Raw genomic sequence first — 19959 nt, forward strand, 5'->3', positions numbered from 1 at the left:
GTGAACAGAACGCCGCCATCCCCTCCCGTGGAACCGCCGGCCTTGCCACACCTCCTCACACGAGGTAGCGCTCCGGCTCCTCGCCCCTGACGATTCGTCGACCCGTCACCACTTCAGGCGATATCCGGACGTAAATGTACTTCAAGGTCGGCGTCCACGGTCGTAGTGGCAGTTCGTCCGCGCGGAGGATGTCCCGCTGGCGCTCCAGTTGCCTCGCAGTCCCCCTCACAACAACACTCCAGGCAGTGAGTTCGTCCCACCCGTCAGCCTCGAAGGCCACGTTGCTGTTGATGGTCAGCTCCAGCAGTTTCGTTCCCTCTGCGGTGCGAAAGACGACAGACCGGCCGTCAACCACATAGTTGACAGGGAAGATGTCCGGAGACCCGCCAACGCTGACGGCAAGACGACCGAGCTGACTCGTCGGCAATAAACCCCAGCACTCATCATCACTGAGTGAAGTGATCGGGCTTTCGTCACTGAGAGACACGGCATCCTCCTTCTGCGGGCGACAGGACAACGATCGCCGAGGAGGTGAGCCGGAACAGGGTCCTAGGTCCCCTGCCCGACGCGGGGCCTGCAGTTCTGGCTCCCGGAGTCTCGAGTGGCTATTGCTGCGCCATGCGCCTGTCGTCAATACGGCGCGGCGGCATCCCACGGGCTATGCGACTGTGGCGAGTTGGGTTCAGTCGCCCCGTTTCGTCGGCCGGTAGCCAGCGATTGCCGCGCGAACGTCGCCTTCCTCGTGCCCGCCCTTCTTCTTGCCGAGTGGCAGCGCCTTCAGGAGCGGGTGCACGACCGCAAAGACGGCAAGCCCCCACACGAGTCCGAGGATGGCCGAGCACAGGGTGTCGACGAGCCAGACCAGGAAGCCGCCCACGACTGGGATGTCGACGAAAGGTGTCTCGAGAAGATGGACCACGTCGTAGGGCAGGTGCCAACCGAGGTCGTAGACGCCCTGCAGCATGATGTGACCGCCCACCCACAGCATGGCCACCGTCCCGACGAGGGTGATCGCGGCCAGGACGCCGGGCATCCCCTTGACGAGCATCCGCCCGAGGCGCTGGGTGCCCTCGGAGTCCTTTGTGGTGAGGTGCAGGCCGATATCGTCCATCTTCACGATGAGCCCCACGGCGCCGTAGACGAGGATCGTGATCGCGATCGCGACGACCACCAGGATGGCCGCCCGAACCCAGAGGGACTCCTCGGCCACCTCGTTCATCGAGATCACCATGATCTCGCACGACAGGATGAAGTCGGTCGTGATGGCGCCCTTGGTCACCTTGGCCTCCGCCTCGGGACCCCGTTCGACCGCGGGTACCTCCTTCGCCGCCGAGTGGCCTCGCAGCTTGTGCCACACCTTCTCGGCGCCCTCGTAACAGAGGTAGGTGCCACCCAACATGAGGATGAACGGAATCACAGCCGGGATGAACGCGCTCACGAGCAGCAGCGCAGGCAGGATGATCAGCAGCTTGTTTCTCAGCGACCCCCAGAAGATCTTCTTGATCATCGGCAGTTCACGTGACGGATGCGACCCAGACACGTACTGCGGCGTGACAGCCGCATCGTCAATCACGACGCCTGCCGCTTTGGCCCCCGCCTTCGTGGCTCCGGCGGCGACATCGTCAAGGGAAGCGGCCGCTATGCGGGCCAGGGCTGCGATGTCGTCCAAGAGCGCGACGAGACCGCCGCTCACAGGGGGACTCCGAGATTCGTGCGGGTGAACGGTCGAGGTTGGACGCCTCGCGTGGTTGGCATAGTCGCAGTATAGGCAAACGGGCAGGCCATAGATCAAACGGGCAGGCCATAGATGGAGTGGCCCGCCTCAGAGGGCTCGCGGTCGCTCGCTCACCTCGGGGCTCACCGCGGCGGCGTCAGTGGATGAGCACTTTGAGGGCATCATGTTTGGCGGCGTTGCCGAAGATCTCATACGCCTCCTCGATCTGGTCGAACGAGAACTCGTGAGTGACGAACTCCTCCACGGGAAGCCGGTGCTGGGTGACGAGTTTGAGCAGCATGGCGCTGGTGTTGGTATTGACGAGTCCTGTCGAGACGGTGATGTTTCTGATCCACAACTCGTTGAGGGCAAATTCCACCGGCTTGCCATGCACCCCAACGTTCGCGACATGCCCACCGGGACGGATCAGGTCGAGCGCCATGGTGAAGGTCTGCGGAACACCCACCGCCTCGATGGCGACATCGACACCGTCGCCGTCGGTGAGGGCGAGAACGCGCTCCTTCCAGTCCGCGTTGCCCGAGTTGACGGTGTCCGTGGCACCGAAGTCCTTCGCCCGGGCAAGACGGGCATCATCAAGGTCGAGTGCAATTACCCTCGACGGGCCGTAGAGCTGGGAGGTCATGACGGCGGCGAGCCCGACCGGCCCGGCGCCAATCACGGCCACGATGTCGCCGGGCTTGACCTGGCCATACTGCACGCCGATCTCGAAGCCGGTCGGGAGGATGTCGGAGATCAGGATCCCTTCGGCGTCGCTGACGCCCTCGGGAACCTTGTAGACAGAGTTCTCGGCGAACGGCACCCGCACATACTCGGCCTGCGTGCCGTCGATCAGATGGCCAAAGATCCACCCGATACCCGCTTCGCCCTCGGGGTTGAGGCAATGGCTGTAAAGGTTCTGGCGACAGTTGCTGCACACGCCGCAGGCGCTTACACACGAGAGGATCACCCGGTCCCCCACCTTCAACTGGGTGATGCCGTCACCAATCTCGGTGATCTCACCAATGCCCTCATGGCCGAGGATGCGCCCGGGAGTGACTTCGGGAACGTCGCCCTTGAGGATGTGAAGGTCGGTGCCGCAGATGGTGGTGGCGACCATCTTGACGATCACGTCGGTCGAATGCTGAATCGTCGGGTCGGGAACGTCCTCCCAACTCTTCTTTCCTGGTCCGTGGTAGACGAGCGCCTTCATGATCAACCTCCAGTTTGACGCGGCAGCGCCCGACAGTTGCTGTCAGCGTCCCGACCGCTGTAGTCAATACTCAGTGGCTCGGAGCGGTGGAAGCAGGGACGAAGGTCCCGACCTAGGCCGTTGCCGTCGGGCCTGCTCGCTCAACGCGGTCGCGCCCGAGCGACTTCGCCTCGTAGAGCGCAGCATCGGCGGTCGCGATGGCGTGCTCCAGGTCGAGCGACTGCGGATCCAGCACTGTCACGCCGCAGCAACTGCAGTCGCGACTCGGATGCGGAACGCTCATCCTGCCGCTCAGGTCGCCGCCGGCGGCCCCGCGCTGTAGACGTCGAGCCCCCTCGGAACGATCGAAACAACCGCGGTCGAAGTGCCATCACCGCGGGGTGCGTGGCTGGTCGACACCTCGCCGTCATGCCCGAACTCGGGCGTCTCGTTCCCGCGCCGGTGCACCTCGATGGTCACCCGCTTCGCCGTGAACGATTCGATCGTCGCGAGCTCCGCACGCAGCGGTAGCCTGTCGAGGAGAGCGGATGCGCGCTGGCCGAACGCAAGCGCGACGAGGCCGCGAAGCCGTGGCATCCGGCCGAAGGCGTGCAGCACGCGCACGTCGAGGGTTGCATCGTCGAGGCTGCGCCGCTGCAGGGGCACCATTGAGGCTGAGGAGTTCTCCCCCGCCGCGACCGCGACCGACCACACGCGGGCACCTCGGCCGTCAATGCTCACGTCGATCGTCTGGGCGCGTGCGAGCACCCTGAAGGCCGCAATGACGGCCGCGACCGGTTTGCCGAGGCGTGACTGCATCGTCTCCCGCTCCGCGACGAAGGCCGGGTAGACCCCGACGGATGCCGCGTTGAGCACCGTGAAGGGATGTTCGCCGTCGAGCGCTAGTTCCGCGACATCCACCCTCCGTCCGGCCCCCGTACGGAGTGCGTCGATGCCGGACTGGATGTCGGGGACGCCAGCGGTGCGGGCGAAGTGGTTGAAGGTGCCGCCGGGCAGCACGAGGAAGGGCAGGCCGGCACGCCGGGCGGCGTCGGCGACCGCAGAGACGGAGCCGTCGCCACCGCACACTCCGAGCACGCGCGGCGGCGGAGTCGACTCGAGCGCGGCCTTCACGACTTCGGCCAGGTCGTCGCCCTCCTCCAGCAGGTGGATCCTCGCCCCGGGAAGGGCCTCCCTGATGAGCTCGGCAGGGTCAGGACGGCGCGGGTCGATGCCAGACGCCGGGTTCACGAGGATGAAGGCCCCTGAACCGTCAGGGAGCGCAGGAAGGGTGACGGAGGGGGCGGAGGGTTCGAGCTCCGGTCGGGGATGGGCAGGCACGAGCATCCGCCCCGCCACCGCGACACCGGAGCCGAGGAGCATTCCGCCGAGCACATCAGAGAGCCAGTGCGCGCCGACGTGGAGTCGCGAGTAGGCGACCGCCGCGCCAAGCGGCGCAAGCGCAGCGCCCGCGCGGGGATGCTCGAGCGCGACGCCCGTGACGAAGGCTGCCGCCGAGGCCGAATGCCCCGAGGGGAACGACCCAGAGGTGGGCGTCTTCTCGAGCCGGCGTGGCAACGGCACATCCTTGAGGAGTGGGCGTTCCCCGCCGAAGATGCGCTTGCCGACCAGGTTCGCGAGGGCGCTGCCCACGACGATGGATGCCGCGCCCCGCACTGCCGCACGGCGCCGGGCGCCGCCCGAGACGTAGAGGGCCAGGGCGATGACGAGCCAGAGCCGGCTGCGGTCAGCGCTGCGCGAGAGTCGCGCCAGGCCCCGGTCGAGCTCGGCAAGGTGACGGTGCCCGTTGACGGCGCGCGAGACCCGGGCATCCATTCGCCGCACCCAGCGCGGCATGACCCTGAAGCGGCGGAGCGAGGCAAGCGGATGCATGGGTCGGCTCATGCGCACAGGGTAGGCCGGAGCAGGCCAGCGCCACAGGTGCTGGCAGTGCTGGCTCGATTTCCGCTAGGGGTGGAGGATCACCTTTGTCCAGCCATCCTCACGACTGTCGAAGCTCTTGTATGCGCCGGGCGCCTCTTCGAGCGAGAGTTCGTGGGACACGATCTGGGACGGTGTGGCTCGACCCTGGATGATGAGGTCGCGAAGGCAGCGGTTGTACTTCTTTACTGGGCATTGGCCGCCGGCGATGGAGAGGCCCTTCGTGAACACTTCGCCGTAGTTGAAGGCGATACGGCCCTCCTTGGCACCCTCCGTGGCCGCGCCCGGGTCCTCCGGAACGTACACGCCGACCACACCGAGCCTGCCGGTTGCCCGCACGACCTTCACGAGGTTGTCGAGCACCATCTCGGGGTGCTCCTCCCCCGTCGCGTCGTGTGCCTGATACCCGACCGCCTCGACACCGCAGTCGGCTCCCATGCCGTCCGTGGCATCCATGACCACTTCTTCGATATCGGTCTTCGAGAAGTCGATCGCGGTCGCACCGAACTGCTCGGCGAGAGCCAGACGGTCGGGTTCCTTGTCGACGACGAAGATCTGGGAGGCACCACGGATGGCGGCACTGTGCGCCGCCATGAGGCCGACTGGCCCCGCGCCGAAGATCACGACGGACTTGCCGGGTGTGACCTGCGCCAGCTCGGTCGCGTGATATCCCGTCGGGAAGATGTCGGAGAGCATCGTGAAGTCCCGCTCCCACTCGTCGCCAGAGGGAAGCGTGAGTAGGTTGAAGTCGGCCCACGGTACGCGGAGCAACTCCGCCTGCCCGCCCCAGTACGGGCCCATCATGGGGTAGCCGTAGCCCGCGCCGGGCATGCCCGACGGGTTCGCGCGCAGGCACGCGGAGGTGTAGCCGTCGTTGCAGTTGCGACACGTTCCGCACGCGAGGTTGAACGGCACCGACACGCGATCGCCGACCTTGATGCGGTCTACGCCGGGGCCGACCTCCTCGACGATCCCCATGTTCTCGTGTCCGATGACCATGCCCGCATCCATATCGGCCCTGCCCTCGTAGGGGTGCAGGTCGGAGCCGCAGATGTTGGCCGTCGTAATGCGGATGATCGCGTCACTCGGTGCCTCGATCCTGGGATCGTCGACAGTCTCGACGCTCACGTCATACGGTCCGTTGAAGACGACGGCTCTCATGGTTCATTCCCTCCACAGGTAAAGACGGATGCTTGTGCTGCGCTCGACGCTAGGACTGGCCTCCGGAGGCGCTCACCCTCACTCGGCGCTTTCACGGAGAACTCACCGACGGATGGCATCGACGTGGCGGGCCGGTTCGTGCGCATATGAGCAGCCCAGATATCGCTACAGTGATCCGGTGACCACGACGACACCATCACCTGCCCGCAATCGCATCGACACGTTCTTCCGCATCACTGAGCGGGGGTCGAATGTCGGACGCGAGATCCGCGGCGGGCTCGTCACCTTCATGACGATGGCGTACATCGTCATCCTCAACCCGCTCATCCTGGGCGGCACGGAGGATGTCGCGGGCAACGTGCTCGACGGCCAGCAGCTCGCCGCCGTCACGGGGCTCACCGCCGGTGTTATGACGATCCTCTTTGGCCTCGTCGCGAATCTGCCCTTTGGCCTCGCGGCTGGCCTCGGCATCAACTCCTTCCTCGCCGTCAGCGTGGTCGGCCAGGTCACCTGGGCGGAGGCGATGGGCCTCGTCGTCATCAACGGGCTCATCATCGTGTTGCTCTCCGTGACCAAGCTGCGTGAGCTGATCTTCAACGCCGTGCCGGCGCCGCTCAAGACAGCGATCACGGTCGGCATCGGCCTCTTCATCGCCTTCATCGGTCTCGTCGACGCTGGCTTCGTGCGCTCGAGCGGTGCAGCATCCCCGCCCGTCCAGCTCGGTGAGGGCGGATCGGTCTCAAGCATCCCGACCGTCATCTTCGTGCTCGGCCTCCTGATCATGGGCGTGCTCATGGCCCGCAAGGTCAAGGGCGCCCTGCTCATCGGAATCGTCGCAACCACGGTCATCGCGATCATCGTGGAGGCCATCTTCAAGATCGGCCCGTCGTTCACCGAAGAGGGGCCCAACCCGGCCGGCTGGAACCTCAACGTGCCGACGCTGCCAGAGTCGATCGTCTCGATCCCCGACCTTGGCCTCATCGGCGCCTTCAGCTTCGGCTCCTTCGAGCGCATCGGGTGGCTCGCCGCCATCATGCTCGTCTTCACGCTCGTCTTCACGAACTTCTTCGACGCGGTCGGCACCCTGACGGGGCTCACGAAGGAGGCCGGCCTCCAGGACGAGACGGGCAACTTCCCCCGCCGACGCAGCGCACTCCTCGTCGAAGGCATCGGCGCCGTCGCCGGTGGCGCCACCTCCTCGTCGTCCAACACGATCTTCATCGACTCCGCCGCCGGCGTGGGAGAGGGTGCCCGCACGGGCCTCGCCAACATCGTCACGGGCGTGCTCTTCCTCGCCGCGATGTTCTTCACCCCGCTGACGCAGGTCGTGCCCCTCGAGGTCGCCGGTGCCGCGCTCGTCGTCGTCGGCGTGCTCATGGTCTCGCAGATCCGCTTTATCGACTGGACCGAGTTCTCGGTCGGCCTGCCCGTCTTCCTCACGGTCGTCGTCATGCCGCTGACCTACTCGATCGCCAACGGCATCGGCGTCGGCTTCATCAGCTGGGTCATCGTCCGTGCGCTCTCGGGCAAGGCGCGGGAGATCTCCCCGCTCCTGTGGATCGTCGCCGTCGGCTTCCTCGTCTACTTCGCGCGCGGCCCCATCGAAACGCTCATCGGCGCCTAAGCCCACGAGCCGGGCGCAGGCTCAACCGAGGTAGCGCCCGGGGCGGTGGTTCATCGCCAGGATGACGTTGAGCACGACGACGCCCGCCACGGAGGCGAGGACGGTCGCTACATCCGTCACCAGCAAGGCCACGAGCACGATGCCCGCATCGAATGCGAGCTGCACGAGCCCCGCGCTCCAGCCGAAGCGATCCTGTAGGTAGAGCGCGAGGATGCCCAGCCCGCCTGCGCTCGCACGGTGGCGAAACAGCACGAGCATGCCCATGCCCATGAGCACTCCCCCAAGGAGGCAGGCGTAGAGCGGCTCCATGCTGTCGATCTCGAGGAAGAGCGGATGCACCTCGGCGAAGACGGAGATCAGAACAACGACCGTGGCGGTCTTGACGGTGAATGCGATGCCCATGCGCAACACCGACAGCACGTAGAACGGCAGGTTGACGAGGAAGAAGGCGACGCCGAAGGGCCAGCCGCTCGAATAACTGATGAGGAAGGCCACCCCGGCGAGCCCGCCCGACACGGCACCGACCTCCTGCAGGAGGAGCACACCGAACGACATCAGTAGTGACCCGACGACGAGCGCGACGGCATCCTCGGTCGGCCGGTGCGGCTTGATCGAGAGGGCCGTACCGCCGACGAGTCCAGGGGATGTGTCATCCGTCACCTGCGAAACCTAACGCAGCTGGCGGCCTTCCGACAGATGAGAAGGCTCTCACATGCCCCCAAAGTAGGGGTGCGCCAGTTAGCGTCATCTTCACGATTCCGGACTGCCGGATGTCTCATCACTGAAGGGATCCACATGAGAACCAGTCGAACGCTGCGCCGCGTCGCAATTGTCGCCAGCGCAGGCCTCCTCGCCAGCGGAGGGCTCGTCGCTGGCACCCTGCCCGCCTACGCGGGGCACGGCCCAGGCTATGGGCACGGACAGGGGAAGGGCCCGGGCCACGGCCACGGCCACGGCCACGGCCACGGCCACGGCAAGGGTAAGACGCTGCCCGAGGCTGTCAAAGTCAACAAGGTCATCGACCACCTCGAAGCCTTCCAGGCGATCGCGGATGCCAACGGCGGCAACCGCCAGTCGGGCACACCGGGCTATGAGGCCGCGGCCGAGTATGTCGAGTCCAAGCTCCGCAAGGCAGGCTACGACCCCGTGCGCCAGCCCTTCACCTACGACCAGTTCGTCGAGGGCAGCACCACCTTCGAACAGGTGAGTCCCACAGCACTGCCCTATGTGGTCGGCACCGAGTTCGATGTCGTCGAGTACTCGGGGGCGGGCGACATCGCTGCCCCCATCGAGGCCGTCGACGTGAACCTCGAGGGTGACCGGGCATCGACGAGCGGATGCGAGGCGGAGGATTTCGAAGGCTTCACGGCCGGCTCGATCGCACTCGTGCAGCGCGGCACGTGTGACTTCAGGGTCAAGGTCGAGAACGCTGCCGCGGCTGGCGCCGTCGCCGCGGTGATCTTCAATCAGGGCAACGGCGAGGACCGCAGTGGCCTGCTGCTCGCGACCCTCGCGACGCCGCAGGTCTCGATTCCCACGGTGGGAACGACGTATGCGCTCGGTGAGACCCTCGCGCTCGCGTCGGCGCAGGAGGAGGTGACCGTGCGGGTCGCGGTCGAGGCAACCACCCGCACGGTGGAGACCTTCAACGTCATCGCTGACACGCGCAAGGGCAACCCCGACAAGACCGTTGTCGTCGGCGGCCACCTCGATGGTGTCGCGGAGGGCCCCGGCATCAACGACAACGCGAGCGGCAGCGCGGCCATCCTCGAGACCGCCATCCAGCTGGCCAACTCGAAGGGAACGCCGCAGAACCGGGTGCGGTTCGCCTTCTGGGGCGGCGAGGAGGACGGGCTCATCGGCTCGACCCACTACGTGGAGCAGCTGACGGAGGCCGAGATCCAGCAGCACAGCGCAAACCTCAACTTCGACATGGTCGGGTCGCCGAACTTCGTGCGCTTCGTCTACGACGGGGACGGCGACGCCTTCGGGACAGCGGGGCCCGACGGCTCCGCGGAGATTGAAGCGCTCTTCACGGAGTGGTTCGCCTCGCAGGGCCTCGCATCGGCGCCGACCGAGTTCAGCGGCCGCTCGGACTACAAGGCGTTCATCGACGCGGGCATCCCTGCCGGCGGGCTCTTCTCGGGCGCCGAGGGCATCAAGACGGAGGAGGAGGCCGCCGTGTTCGGCGGCACCGCCGGTGAGGCCTACGACGCCTGCTACCACTCCGAATGCGACACGATCGAGAACGTCAACGTGGAAGCACTCGACCAGTTCTCCGACGCGATCGCCCACGCGACGGCGAGCTACGCCGACGTGAAGAAGCACCCCGGCAAGGGCAAGGGCTGGGGCCACGGCAAGGGTCACGGAAAGGGCAAGGCGCACCCGCACCCCTGGCACCACTCCTTCGGAAAGCACGACGGGCGCTGAGTCGAGCTACTGAGTGACACCCGCCGCGGGCCCCGGAGCGATCCGGGGCCCGTGGCGTCCGGCTAGGAGAGTTCGGAGTCGCCCATGCGCTCGAAGCGACTGACCTGGCGACCATCGACGTCGACTGTTTCGAAGAACATGGCCCGTGGGCGCACCCACAGCTCGCCCGATGCCGAGCGGTACACGACGAACTCCTCGCTCGTCTCACTGTGGCGGGCAACGTCGATGAGGTCGTAGACGCCACCCTTGAAGTGCCGGTAGCGCCCGCGCAGGTGCGCCGCCGCATCCGGAGCGAGTCCAGAGGGGTCGATGCCGCTCATGCCGTCACATCCGCAATGCCGACGAATCGGCTGCCGATGCCCTCGACCTCCTGCCGGTACAGGGCGCCGGGGCTCGGCAGTTCGTCGCGGGAGTGTTCCTCGCACGTGACGTAGGTGAACTCCGGCCACCACTTCTTCGGCCGCACCGACTCCGTGCGCCCACAGACATCGCAGCGCAGCTCGACCCAGACCGGGCGTGCCCCCGCCTTGCGGTTCGCGAGCGACTGGGCGAGCCACTGCGGCGGATGCTCGCGCATCCGTTCGAGCTCGGCCTCCTCCATGCGCGCGGGAAGCCCGTGGCGCTTCGCCATCTCGAGGGGGATGTCGAGCCGCTGGGCGGCCTCACGTAGCGAGATCATCGGCCCTACGATACCGGGGCTGATCGCATGCCGAAGCGTGCTAGTGGGCACCCGTGTCCCTCGGCATGTTGATCTCGTCGGGGTCGACAGAGACGTCTCCCTGGTCGTCCTGTCCACCCGTACCGGGCAGCACCGCGACATCCGACTCGTCGATGTCGGGATCGTCGAGGGCCGGGCTTTCGCCGATCTGGGAGCGCTGGAGCTCCTGCACTTCGCGCTCGCTTCGAGGACTGTCGACCGCGGCGCCCTCGAGCTCGGTCGACTCGTTGTCGTTCTTGATGTCGTCGTGCTTGGCGTTCTCGTGGCTGTCGCTCGTGCTCATGATGCCTCCTCCTTGCGAAACGGTTCGCTCTCCAGCGAAGCACCGCACCGCGGCCGGGGCATGCGGCGGGCTCACAGGCTCGCGGCCACTCCCCTGTGCTCGCGCCGACGTTCTCGACGACCGCGAAGCAGGCCGCCCCGGATCAGTCCCTCGAGGAGCGTGTTGCAACCCCACACCATCCGCTTGATGATGGCCCCGGGTGAAGCGAAGGGCCGCGCCGAGATCGTGACCCGCATGGAGTCGTCATAGACGACGCGCACCTGCGGGGGCAGTCGGATGCTGAGGTACAGGTCGTCGTGCACGGCGGGGGTCGAGACATCGACCCGGGGGCGCGCCGCGATCCACGCGCTGCGGTGCATCGCCATGTTGGAACCGAAGAGGGGCGGCTGGCCCAACAGCAGGCGCATCGCGCGGAAGTACCCGCCGAGGTAGACGCGCCGCCCGAACCAGCGGATGACGCGCGTCGAGCCGACGAATTCGCCATCGGAGACAACGGCGGCAGGTGCGGGGGTCTGCTCGAGGCGTGACACGACACGCTCGACCCAGTCGGCCGCGGGAACCGAGTCGGCGTCGAGGCGAGCGACGATGTCGCCCGTTGCGGCGTTGAAACCCGCGCAGGTCGCGCGCAGGATGCCACGCACCGGCTCCTCGACCACGCGGGCGCCGAAGTCGAGGGCGACGCTCACGGTGGCATCCGTGCTCGCGTTGTCGACGACGATGACCTCATCGGGCAGCACCGTCTGTGCCGCGAGGGCCGTCAGGCACTCACGAAGGAGTTCGGCGTCGTTCCAGGACGGAACGATGACGGAGACCGTGGGCATGCTGTGGATTCTAGGCGCGGTCACGACGCGGCGCGCGCGGGATGCCCGTGCAGCGCGTATGGTCAGGAAGGAGCATCCCGCTACCAAGGAGAGGCCAGGCCATGGCAGACAAATCCGTTCGGAAGTCCAGCGACAAGACTGCAGCGAGCAAGACGCTGAAAGAAAAGCGCCTCGACAAGAAGGACAAGGCCGCAAGCAAGCGCAAGGCGGAGTGACAACACGAGCCGACCCTGAGGGGTCGGCTCGCTTCGTCTTACTTGGCCTTCTTCTCGCGGAGTCGCGCCTTTTCGTCGCGGACGGCGGCCTGCGTCGCCCGCTCGCGGACCAGCCACTCCGGGCGGTCCTGCAGCAGGGCGTCGATCTCCGCCGTCGTGAGCGCCTCGGTGATGCCGCCGCGGGCGAGTCCGGCGTTCGAGACGCCCAGCTTGGCTGCAACGACCGAGCGCGGGTGCGGGCCCGTGCGTCGCAGTTCGACGAGCCACTCGGGCGGTGACTCCAGCAGCTCGTTCAGTTGGCTGCGGGTCACAGGTGTCGCCTGGAACTCGGCCGGGGTCGCCGGGAGGTACACGCCGAGCTTCTGGGCCGCGGTTGCTGGTTTCATGGTCTGCTCGGTCATCCATCCAGCGTAACCTGAGGGCATGCCTTCGCCCGCCGAGCCCTTCCGCGTCGGAATCGTCCCCGGCGTCACCGTGGCCAAGTGGACGCGGGCCTGGAAGGAACGCCGCCCCGGGGTCCCCCTCGAGGTGCTCCCGCTCGCTGAGGCGCAGCAACGTGCGGCGCTCGACGCCCGAGACGTCGACGTGTGCTTCGTGCGCCTGCCGATCGAGCGCGATGACCTGAACGTCATCCGCCTCTACAGCGAGGTGCCCGTCGTGGTGGTGGCCAAGGAACATCCGATCAGCCTCTTCGAAGCGGTCACCCAGGCCGACCTCGAGGGAGAAGTCGAGCGACACGAGTCGGCTGCGGATGCCGTCGAGATCGTCGCCGCTGGCGCTGGCTACGTGCGCCTTCCCCACTCCATCGCCCGGCTGCACGCCCGCAAGGATGTCGCAGCCGTGCCGCTCTCAGACGCGCCCGCGACGGAGGTCGCCATCGCGTGGCCCATCGACGCGACGAGCGACGACGTCGAGTACTTCGTCGGGATAGTCCGGGGTCGCAGTGCCGCGAGTTCCCGCGGCGCCGCGCCGGCGAAGGCGGAGTCCTCCCCGCCCGCCAAGCGCCGTGGCGCTGCCACGCCGAAGTCCGGCAAGCCATCCGGAGCATCCGGCAAGTCCTCCCGCGCCTCTCGCGGCGGCACCCGACGCGGACGGCGATGACCGTGCTGGCGCCACACTTGCAGAACGACGCCGCCGTCATCGGTCCCGTAGCGCCCCCGGCCGTGCACATCATGAGCTGGAACATCCGTCGTACGATCGCGGGAACCCGAAAGAACAGCCCCGACTTCTGGCCTACCCGGCGTCCGCTCGTAGAGCGCTTGCTCCGTGCGGAGGCGCCGACGATCATCGGCGTGCAGGAAGCCATGCTGCGACAGGCCGATGACCTCACCGAGATGCTCGGCTCCGACTACAGGCGCGTCGGTCGCGGTCGCCGGGCCGACGGCCGCGGCGAGGGATGTCCCGTCTTCTACGACACCAGCCGTGTCGAACTCACGGCGTGGTCGCAGTTTGCCCTCTCCCCCACTCCGACGGTCGCGGGGTCGCGCGGCTGGGGAAACATGGTGCCCCGCGTCGTTGTGCAGGCCAAGTTCCGCACCTTGGCGGGAGCACGCTTCGGCCTGCTCAACGTGCACCTCGACCACCTGTCGCGCCGCTCACGCAGGCGATCGGCCGACCTCCTGGCGTCGCTGGCGCAGCGATCTCCCCGCCCGGCGATCGTCATGGGTGACTTCAATGACGTGCCAGGTTCAGCGACCTACCGCGCACTGCAAGGGGCGGGGCTCGTCGACACCTTGGAGCGCGCTCGCGAGCGGCGAGGCCGAGACGTGGGCACCTACTCCGGCTACAAGGCACCCAAGGCGAACGACCCAAGGATTGACTGGATGCTGGCGACGCCCGAGCTGCAGGTGCTCGTCGCCGCCATCAATTCGAGCCGCTTCGAGGGGCGCGCGCCCTCGGACCACGAGCCCATCCAGTCGGTCATCGAGATCCCCTAGGGCGCGACCGCCTCAGCCGTCGCCTTCGCGGCCGCGGGCAGCGCCTCGAGGATGCGCGACACCGCGGTATCGTCGTGGGCCGCCGTCACGAACCACGCCTCGAAGACCGAGGGCGGCAGGGAGACCCCAGCGTCGAGCATGGCGTGGAAGAACGGCGCGTAGCGGAACGCCTCCTGCTCCTTCACGGCGGCATAGTCCCGCGGAGCCGAGTCGCGGAAGGCGAAGGAGAAGAGGTTGCCGGCCCGCTGCACCACGTGCGTGACCCCTTCCGCCGCGAGGGCCCGGGAGACCGCGTCGGCGAGCACGTCTGCGGTGCGGTCGAGGTGCTCGTAGACCGCGGCATCCGCTGCCCGCATGGTGGCGATTCCCGCTGCGACGGCAAGCGGATTGCCGCTCAGCGTTCCCGCCTGGTAGACGGGGCCGACGGGCGCGAGATGGTCCATGATGGCGGCCGAGGCACCCACGGCGGCGATGGGCATGCCGCCGCCGATGACCTTGCCGAAGGTGAAGATGTCGGGCATGTAGGGATGCGCTCCGCGGCCGTCGACGCCCCACCAGCCGGCCTGCGAGACGCGGAAGCCCGTGAGGACCTCGTCAAGGATGACGAGCGCGCCGTGCTCGTGTGCGATGCGGACGAGCTCGGCGTTGAACCCCTCATCGGGCGCGACGACGCCCATGTTGGCGGCCGCCGCCTCGGTGATGACGGCCGCGATGTTCGGACCGTGGGTTGAGAACACCTCGCGCAGGGCATCAAGGTCGTTGTAGGGAACGACGAGGGTCTGGGCGGCAACCGCGGCGGGCACGCCCGCCGAACCCGGCAGTGCGAGCGTTGCAATGCCGGAGCCACCCTCGGCGAGCAGCCCGTCGGAATGCCCGTGGTAGTGGCCGGCGAACTTGATGAGGAGGTCGCGGCCCGTGACCCCGCGCGCGAGGCGGATCGCGGTCATGGTCGCCTCTGTGCCCGTCGACACGAGGCGAAGCTTCTCGACGGCGGGGCTGAGGCGCTCGATCACGAGCTCCGCAAGCTCGGTCTCTCCAGGCGTCGAGGCGCCGAAGGAGAGCCCGCGTGCGGCCGCCTGTTGCACGGCCTCGACGGTTGCCGGATGCGCGTGGCCCAGCAGCGCAGGACCCCAGGACGCCACGAGGTCGACGTACTCCCGCCCCTCGACATCCGTGACCATCGCGCCCTTCGCGGAGACGAGGAAGCGGGGCGTGCCGCCGACGGAGCCGAAGGCCCGCACCGGTGAGTTCACGCCGCCCGGGATGAGTACGCGGGCGCGATCGAAGGAGGAGGTGTTGGAGGTCATGGCGGATCCTTGTGGTCTCGGCGTAAATTGTCAGCGCAGGCTGCGGGCGAGTTCGACCGCCCAGTAGGTGAGCACGGTGTCGGCACCGGCGCGCAGGATGCCCACGATCGATTCCTCGATGGCCCGCTCGCGATCGATCCAGCCGTTCGCGGCGGCAGCCTCGATCATCGAGTACTCCCCCGAGACCTGGTAGGCCCACACGGGCACGTCGCTCGCGTCGGCGACATCGGCGAGCACGTCGAGGTAGCTCATGGCTGGCTTGACCATGACGATGTCGGCGCCTTCGGCGAGGTCGAGCAGTGCTTCGCGCAGCCCCTCCCGACGATTGGCGGGGTCCTGCTGGTACGTCTTGCGGTCTCCCTGCAGGCTCGAGTCGACGGCGTCGCGGAAGGGCCCGTAGAAGGCGGAGGCATACTTGGCGCTGTAGGCGAGGATCGCGGTGTCGGAGTAGCCCTCGGCGTCGAGGGCGTCGCGCACGGCGGCGACCTGGCCGTCCATCATGCCGCTGAGCCCCAGCAGCTGCGAGCCGCTTGCGGCTTGCGCGACTGCCATCTCGCGATAGCGTTCGAGCGTCGCGTCGTTGTCCACCCGGCCGGCGCCGTCGAGCACGCCGCAGTGGCCGTGGTCGGTGAACTCGTCGAGGCAGAGGTCCGTCTGCACGACGAGCGCGTCGCCTGCCTCCTCGACCGCGACGCGCGTCGCCACGTTCAGGATGCCGTCCTCATCGGTCGCGCCGCATCCGATCGCGTCTTTTGTCTCGGGAATCCCGAAGAGCATCACCCCGCCGAGCCCGGCCTCGGCCGCCTCGCCGATGACCCTGCGCAGGCCGTCGAGGTCATGCTGCATCACGCCCGGCATCGACGCGATAGGCGCCGGCTCAGAGATGCCCTCGCGCACGAAGACGGGGAGCACGAGCTGGGCTGGGTGGATGCGTGTCTCCGCCACGAGGCGGCGCATCGCCGGGGTGCTGCGAAGGCGGCGTGGGCGGATTCCTGGGCCGGAAGTCATGCCGTCAATCCTACGAGGGCGTCGATGAGAGACTCCCCCTCGCTGCGCTCCGCGATGGCATCGACCCGCAGCCCGGATGCTGTGGCCGCCCGCGCTGTCGACTCACCGATGCAGACCACCTGGATGCCCTCCGGCAGCGGTGCGCACTGGGCGGCGAGGTGGCGCGCGGTGCTGCCAGAGGTGAGCAGGATCGCATCGATCACCCCCGCACGCACGGTCTTACGCATCGCCGGGTCTAGCTCCACCGCGACCGTGCGATAGGCGGTCACGACGTCCAGGGTCAGGCCCCGGTCACGCAGCCCCGCCTCGAGGGTTTCGGCGGCGATCTCGGACTGCGGGAGCAGCACCCGGCCGGAGTCGTCGGGCCACTCGGCAAGCAGCCCGAGCGCGGAGTGGTCGTTGGCCGGCGTGAGATGCACCTCGGCCCCGCGCGCCTCGAGCGCGGCGGCGGTCGCGGGACCAACGGCCGCGACGCGGGTCGTCGACGGCAGGGCCGCGAGCACCTCGCCGAGCGCCTCGGCCGTCGTCGCACTCGTCACCACGAGCCAGTCGTATGCTCCCGCGGCCAAGCGAGCGATCGCATCCTCCAGCGGGCGACGGTCGTCTGGCTCGCCGAAATCGATGAGCGGCGCGACGAGGGGCACGCCCCCGAGGGCACGCACCCCCGCGGCCAGGCGGTCGCCGAACTCCCCACCTCGGGGAATCAGCACCCGGCATCCGTCGAGAGGCGTGCGCGCCGCGGACATGGCTCAGGAAAGCGGTGCGAGGTCGGCGGCACCCCGCTCGAGTAGCTCATCCGCCGCCCGCTCGCCGAGTTCGCGCGCCTGCATCTCACGCTCGGCGGCGGAACCCTCCAGCACTGCGCCGTGCGATGCCGTGAGGGACTGCGTGCCGTCAATGCTGTAGACGGTCGCCGTCAGCAGCAGGAGCTGGCTGTCGACGATCGCGGTCGCGCCGACGGGCGCCGCGCATCCGGCCTCGAGGCGTGCGAGCACGGAGCGTTCCGCGGTCGAGGTCTGGCGGGCCGTGCCGTGGTCGATCGCCTGCACCACGCGGTCGAGCGCGGGCTCGGGGGCGGCACGCATCTCGATTGCGAGGGCACCCTGCCCCGGAGCGGAAGGGTGCTCGTCGAGGTCGAAGAAGTCTGTCACGACCTCGAGCCGGTCGACACGGCCAAGCCCCGCCGCCGCGAGCACGACGGCGTCGAGCTCCCCGGAGGTCACAAAGCCGATACGCGTGTCGATGTTGCCCCGGATGTCGCGCACGTCGAGGTCGGCACGGCGGGCGCGCAACTGCGCCACGCGTCGCGGCGAGCCGGTGCCGACGGATGCACCCTCGGGCAGCGCCTCGAGCGTCACGCCATCGCGCGCGACGAGGGCGTCGCGGGCATCCGCCCTCTTGGGCACGGCCCCGATGCGCAGGCCCGGCGCGGGAGCTGTCGGAAGGTCCTTGAGGGAGTGCACGACAAGGTCGCACTCGCCCGCGAGGAGCGCCTCGCGGAGCGCGCTAGCGAAGACTCCTGTGCCACCGAGGCTCGAGAGGGAGGCGCGGCTGGTGTCGCCCTCCGTCGTCACGCGCACGATTTCGACCTCGCGGCCGGAGACGGCACGGATCTTTTCGGCCATGTGGCCCGTCTGGGCGAGGGCGAGCGCGCTGCCCCTCGTGCCGATACGGATCGGCTCGCGGGCGCTCACGGCGCGATCCCCGCGAGGGCGGGCTTGAAGCCGAGCCGCACGTTCTCACAGCATCCGGGCCGACACACGTCGTACCAGGGGCCGAGGGATGTCACGGCGGGGCGCTCCTCGACGGGAACGCCGTCGCGCCGCTCAAGCACGAGGTCGACGAGGCCGGAGACGAATGCGCGATGCACGCCGGGCGTGGGCACGCGAATCGCCGCGACGCCGTGTTGCTCGGAGGTCTGCATGGCCTCGGTGTCGAGGTCCCATTTGACCTCCATGTGGTCGCTCACGAAGCCGAGCGGCACGATCACGACGGCCTTGATGCCCTTCGCGGCGAGTTGCTCGATCTCGTCATTGATGTCGGGCTCGAGCCAGGGCTGGCTGGGCGGGCCGCTGCGAGACTGGTAGACGAGTGTCCAGGCGACCTCGCGGCCGGCCATGACGGCCTCGGCGACCGCGAGGTGCTGGGCTGCGTAGGCGCCACCCTCACCGAAGCCGCGCTCTGCCGGCCCGCTTCTCGCGGCATCCGTCGTCGGGATGGAGTGCGTCGAGAAGAGCACGTGCGTCTCCGAGGGAGCGAAGCCACGCCCAGCGAGCTCCTCGAGTCCCGAGGAGACACCCTCGACGAAGGGCTCGACGAAGCCGGGGTGGTCGAAGAACTGCCGCACCTTGTCGATCGTGACAATGCCCTCGAGCCCGGTCTCGGCGAGAGCGCCGGCAAAGTCTTCGCGGTACTGGCGGCAGCTCGAGTAGGAGCTGTAGGCGCTCGTACCGATCGCGATGAGGGTGCGGTGCCCGTCGTCGTGCGCCTGCTGCAGCGCCTCAGAGACATACGGCGCCCAGTTGCGGTTGCCCCAGTAGACAGGCAGGTCGATGCCGCGCCGCTCGAGCTCGGCCTCGATCGCGGCCTTGAGCTCGCGGTTCTGGTCGTTGATGGGGCTGACGCCGCCGAAGGCGCGGTAGTGGTGGGCGACCTCTTCGAGTCGCTCGTCGGGGATGCCGCGGCCGCGGGTCACATTCCGCAGGAACGGGATCACGTCGTCCTGGCCCTCGGGCCCGCCAAAGGAAGCGAGCAGGATGGCGTCGTAGGCGACGGGCTCGGTCACATGCTCAGCACCGTCTGCCGCGGCAGCACTTGCTCCCGGCACGACACTCACGAGAGCACGTCCACGAGCTCGCTCAGGTCGATGCGGCGGCCCGTGTAGAACGGGACTTCCTCGCGCACGTGCATGCGCGCATCCGTCGCCCGCAGGTGTCGCATGAGGTCGACCAGTTCGAGCAGGTTGTCGGCCTCGAGTGCGAGGATCCACTCGTAGTCGCCGAGCGCGAAGGATGCCACGGTGTTGGCAAGCACATTGGGGAATGCCCCGCCCAGGCGCCCGTGCTTGCCCAGCATCGAGCGGCGCTCTGCCGGGTCCATGAGGTACCACTCGTAGCTGCGCACGAAGGGGTACACGGTGAGCCAGTCAGCAGGCTCCTTGCCGCGCATGAAGGACGGGATGTGATCGGCAGAGAACTCGGCGTCGCGGTGCACGCCCATGGCGTTCCAGGTCGGAAGGAGTGGGCGCAGGATGCTCGTGCGCCGCAGGTCGCGCAGGGCCGCCTGGATCGCCTCGGGTGAGGTGCCGTGCAGCCAGAGCATCACGTCGGCGTCGGCGCGGATCGACGAGACGTCATAGACCCCCCGAAGTGTCGTGCCGTTCGCCTCGACCTGCTCGATCGTCGCGCGCAGCTCAGCCTGCGCGGCCGGGTCGATCGCCGGAGTGCCCGCCGCGTGCGCCTGCGGGTCCTTGCGCAGCACCGCCCAGAGCGTGTACTCGGTCTCACCAGAAACCGGGGTGACGATGGGGGCGACAGACGGTGAGGGAGGGGTCGAGGTCATGCCTCAATCATCCTCTCGCGCCGCTGAGAATCGAAATCCTGCCGCACGCC

22 protein-coding genes are annotated in these 19959 nt (G+C 68.1%); 4 read left to right on the top strand and 18 right to left on the bottom strand.

From position 1 onward, the window contains the following. Nucleotides 1-55 precede the first annotated feature (55 nt). The 6 genes from FVA74_RS05990 to FVA74_RS06010 form a co-directional block, all read right to left on the bottom strand. Nucleotides 56-487 carry a pyridoxamine 5'-phosphate oxidase family protein gene (locus tag FVA74_RS05990; RefSeq protein ID WP_147721172.1) on the bottom strand — a complete coding sequence of 144 codons (432 nt, stop codon included), beginning with the start codon at nucleotides 485-487 and terminating at the stop codon, nucleotides 56-58. Nucleotides 488-682: 195 nt separating this feature from the next. Then, nucleotides 683-1693, bottom strand: a complete 1011-nt coding sequence (locus FVA74_RS05995) for a DUF808 domain-containing protein (protein WP_147721173.1) — start codon at nucleotides 1691-1693, stop codon at nucleotides 683-685. A gap of 178 nt (nucleotides 1694-1871) precedes the next feature. Further along, nucleotides 1872-2924 (bottom strand): zinc-dependent alcohol dehydrogenase family protein, encoded by a 1053-nt coding sequence (locus tag FVA74_RS06000; RefSeq protein ID WP_147721174.1) that lies wholly within the window; start codon nucleotides 2922-2924, stop codon nucleotides 1872-1874. 112 nt (nucleotides 2925-3036) lie between these two features. Next, nucleotides 3037-3165: a hypothetical protein gene (locus FVA74_RS13825; RefSeq protein WP_255471450.1), complete on the bottom strand. Its 129-nt coding sequence runs from the start codon at nucleotides 3163-3165 to the stop codon at nucleotides 3037-3039. Between the two features lie 50 nt (nucleotides 3166-3215). Then, a complete protein-coding gene (locus FVA74_RS06005; RefSeq protein WP_147721175.1) occupies nucleotides 3216-4808 on the bottom strand; it encodes a bifunctional phosphatase PAP2/diacylglycerol kinase family protein in 1593 nt (530 codons plus the stop codon). A gap of 63 nt (nucleotides 4809-4871) precedes the next feature. Then, nucleotides 4872-6005 carry a glutathione-independent formaldehyde dehydrogenase gene (locus tag FVA74_RS06010; protein ID WP_147721176.1) on the bottom strand — a complete coding sequence of 378 codons (1134 nt, stop codon included), beginning with the start codon at nucleotides 6003-6005 and terminating at the stop codon, nucleotides 4872-4874. A 112-nt stretch (nucleotides 6006-6117) separates the two neighbouring features. On the opposite strand from FVA74_RS06010, the gene FVA74_RS06015 reads away from it, so the two are divergent. Next, entirely contained in the window at nucleotides 6118-7629 is a 1512-nt protein-coding gene (locus tag FVA74_RS06015) for an NCS2 family permease (RefSeq protein WP_168220076.1), read from the top strand. Between the two features lie 21 nt (nucleotides 7630-7650). Here FVA74_RS06015 and FVA74_RS06020 read toward each other — a convergent pair whose 3' ends face one another. Further along, entirely contained in the window at nucleotides 7651-8289 is a 639-nt protein-coding gene (locus FVA74_RS06020) for a YitT family protein (RefSeq protein ID WP_240792329.1), read from the bottom strand. Nucleotides 8290-8424: 135 nt separating this feature from the next. Here FVA74_RS06020 and FVA74_RS06025 point away from each other — a divergent pair, with 135 nt between their 5' ends. Beyond that, a complete protein-coding gene (locus FVA74_RS06025; RefSeq protein WP_168220077.1) occupies nucleotides 8425-10059 on the top strand; it encodes a M28 family metallopeptidase in 1635 nt (544 codons plus the stop codon). Nucleotides 10060-10121: 62 nt separating this feature from the next. Here the strand turns inward: FVA74_RS06025 and FVA74_RS06030 are convergent, their stop codons facing one another. The 5 genes from FVA74_RS06030 to FVA74_RS06050 form a co-directional block, all read right to left on the bottom strand. Continuing rightward, nucleotides 10122-10379: a DUF1653 domain-containing protein gene (locus FVA74_RS06030; protein ID WP_147721178.1), complete on the bottom strand. Its 258-nt coding sequence runs from the start codon at nucleotides 10377-10379 to the stop codon at nucleotides 10122-10124. Next, nucleotides 10376-10738 carry a hypothetical protein gene (locus FVA74_RS06035; RefSeq protein WP_147721179.1) on the bottom strand — a complete coding sequence of 121 codons (363 nt, stop codon included), beginning with the start codon at nucleotides 10736-10738 and terminating at the stop codon, nucleotides 10376-10378. Before FVA74_RS06035 ends, FVA74_RS06030 begins: the two co-directional genes overlap by 4 nt. A gap of 40 nt (nucleotides 10739-10778) precedes the next feature. After that, nucleotides 10779-11060, bottom strand: coding sequence for a hypothetical protein (locus tag FVA74_RS06040; protein ID WP_147721180.1), 282 nt, complete (start codon nucleotides 11058-11060; stop codon nucleotides 10779-10781). Between the two features lie 71 nt (nucleotides 11061-11131). Then, nucleotides 11132-11881, bottom strand: a complete 750-nt coding sequence (locus FVA74_RS06045) for a glycosyltransferase family 2 protein (RefSeq protein ID WP_147721181.1) — start codon at nucleotides 11879-11881, stop codon at nucleotides 11132-11134. A gap of 253 nt (nucleotides 11882-12134) precedes the next feature. After that, nucleotides 12135-12497, bottom strand: coding sequence for a DUF5997 family protein (locus FVA74_RS06050; RefSeq protein ID WP_147721182.1), 363 nt, complete (start codon nucleotides 12495-12497; stop codon nucleotides 12135-12137). Between the two features lie 22 nt (nucleotides 12498-12519). On the opposite strand from FVA74_RS06050, the gene FVA74_RS06055 reads away from it, so the two are divergent. Next, the gene (locus FVA74_RS06055) at nucleotides 12520-13197 is read left to right on the top strand and encodes a LysR family transcriptional regulator substrate-binding protein (RefSeq protein WP_147721183.1); all 678 of its coding nucleotides are present in this window, start codon (nucleotides 12520-12522) and stop codon (nucleotides 13195-13197) included. After that, nucleotides 13194-14033, top strand: coding sequence for an endonuclease/exonuclease/phosphatase family protein (locus tag FVA74_RS06060; RefSeq protein ID WP_147721184.1), 840 nt, complete (start codon nucleotides 13194-13196; stop codon nucleotides 14031-14033). Before FVA74_RS06055 ends, FVA74_RS06060 begins: the two co-directional genes overlap by 4 nt. Here the strand turns inward: FVA74_RS06060 and hemL are convergent. From hemL to hemQ, 6 genes are read right to left on the bottom strand one after another with little or no spacing between them, the layout of a single operon-like run. Continuing rightward, nucleotides 14030-15340, bottom strand: a complete 1311-nt coding sequence (gene hemL / locus FVA74_RS06065) for a glutamate-1-semialdehyde 2,1-aminomutase (RefSeq protein ID WP_147721185.1) — start codon at nucleotides 15338-15340, stop codon at nucleotides 14030-14032. The two genes, FVA74_RS06060 and hemL, sit on opposite strands and share 4 nt — an antisense overlap. A gap of 30 nt (nucleotides 15341-15370) precedes the next feature. Further along, a complete protein-coding gene (gene hemB / locus FVA74_RS06070; RefSeq protein ID WP_147721186.1) occupies nucleotides 15371-16348 on the bottom strand; it encodes a porphobilinogen synthase in 978 nt (325 codons plus the stop codon). Then, nucleotides 16345-17058, bottom strand: a complete 714-nt coding sequence (locus tag FVA74_RS06075; protein WP_240792330.1) for a uroporphyrinogen-III synthase — start codon at nucleotides 17056-17058, stop codon at nucleotides 16345-16347. The genes hemB and FVA74_RS06075 overlap by 4 nt, the downstream gene beginning before the upstream one ends. A gap of 39 nt (nucleotides 17059-17097) precedes the next feature. Beyond that, nucleotides 17098-18042, bottom strand: a complete 945-nt coding sequence (gene hemC, locus FVA74_RS06080) for a hydroxymethylbilane synthase (RefSeq protein WP_147721188.1) — start codon at nucleotides 18040-18042, stop codon at nucleotides 17098-17100. Next, nucleotides 18039-19184, bottom strand: a complete 1146-nt coding sequence (locus tag FVA74_RS06085) for a ferrochelatase (RefSeq protein WP_147721189.1) — start codon at nucleotides 19182-19184, stop codon at nucleotides 18039-18041. Before FVA74_RS06085 ends, hemC begins: the two co-directional genes overlap by 4 nt. Further along, nucleotides 19181-19909 (bottom strand): hydrogen peroxide-dependent heme synthase, encoded by a 729-nt coding sequence (hemQ, locus tag FVA74_RS06090; RefSeq protein ID WP_147721190.1) that lies wholly within the window; start codon nucleotides 19907-19909, stop codon nucleotides 19181-19183. Before hemQ ends, FVA74_RS06085 begins: the two co-directional genes overlap by 4 nt. Nucleotides 19910-19959: the final 50 nt, after the last annotated feature.

This window comes from Salinibacterium sp. dk2585 (assembly GCF_008001035.1).
Taxonomy (GTDB): Bacteria; Actinomycetota; Actinomycetes; order Actinomycetales; family Microbacteriaceae; genus Homoserinimonas.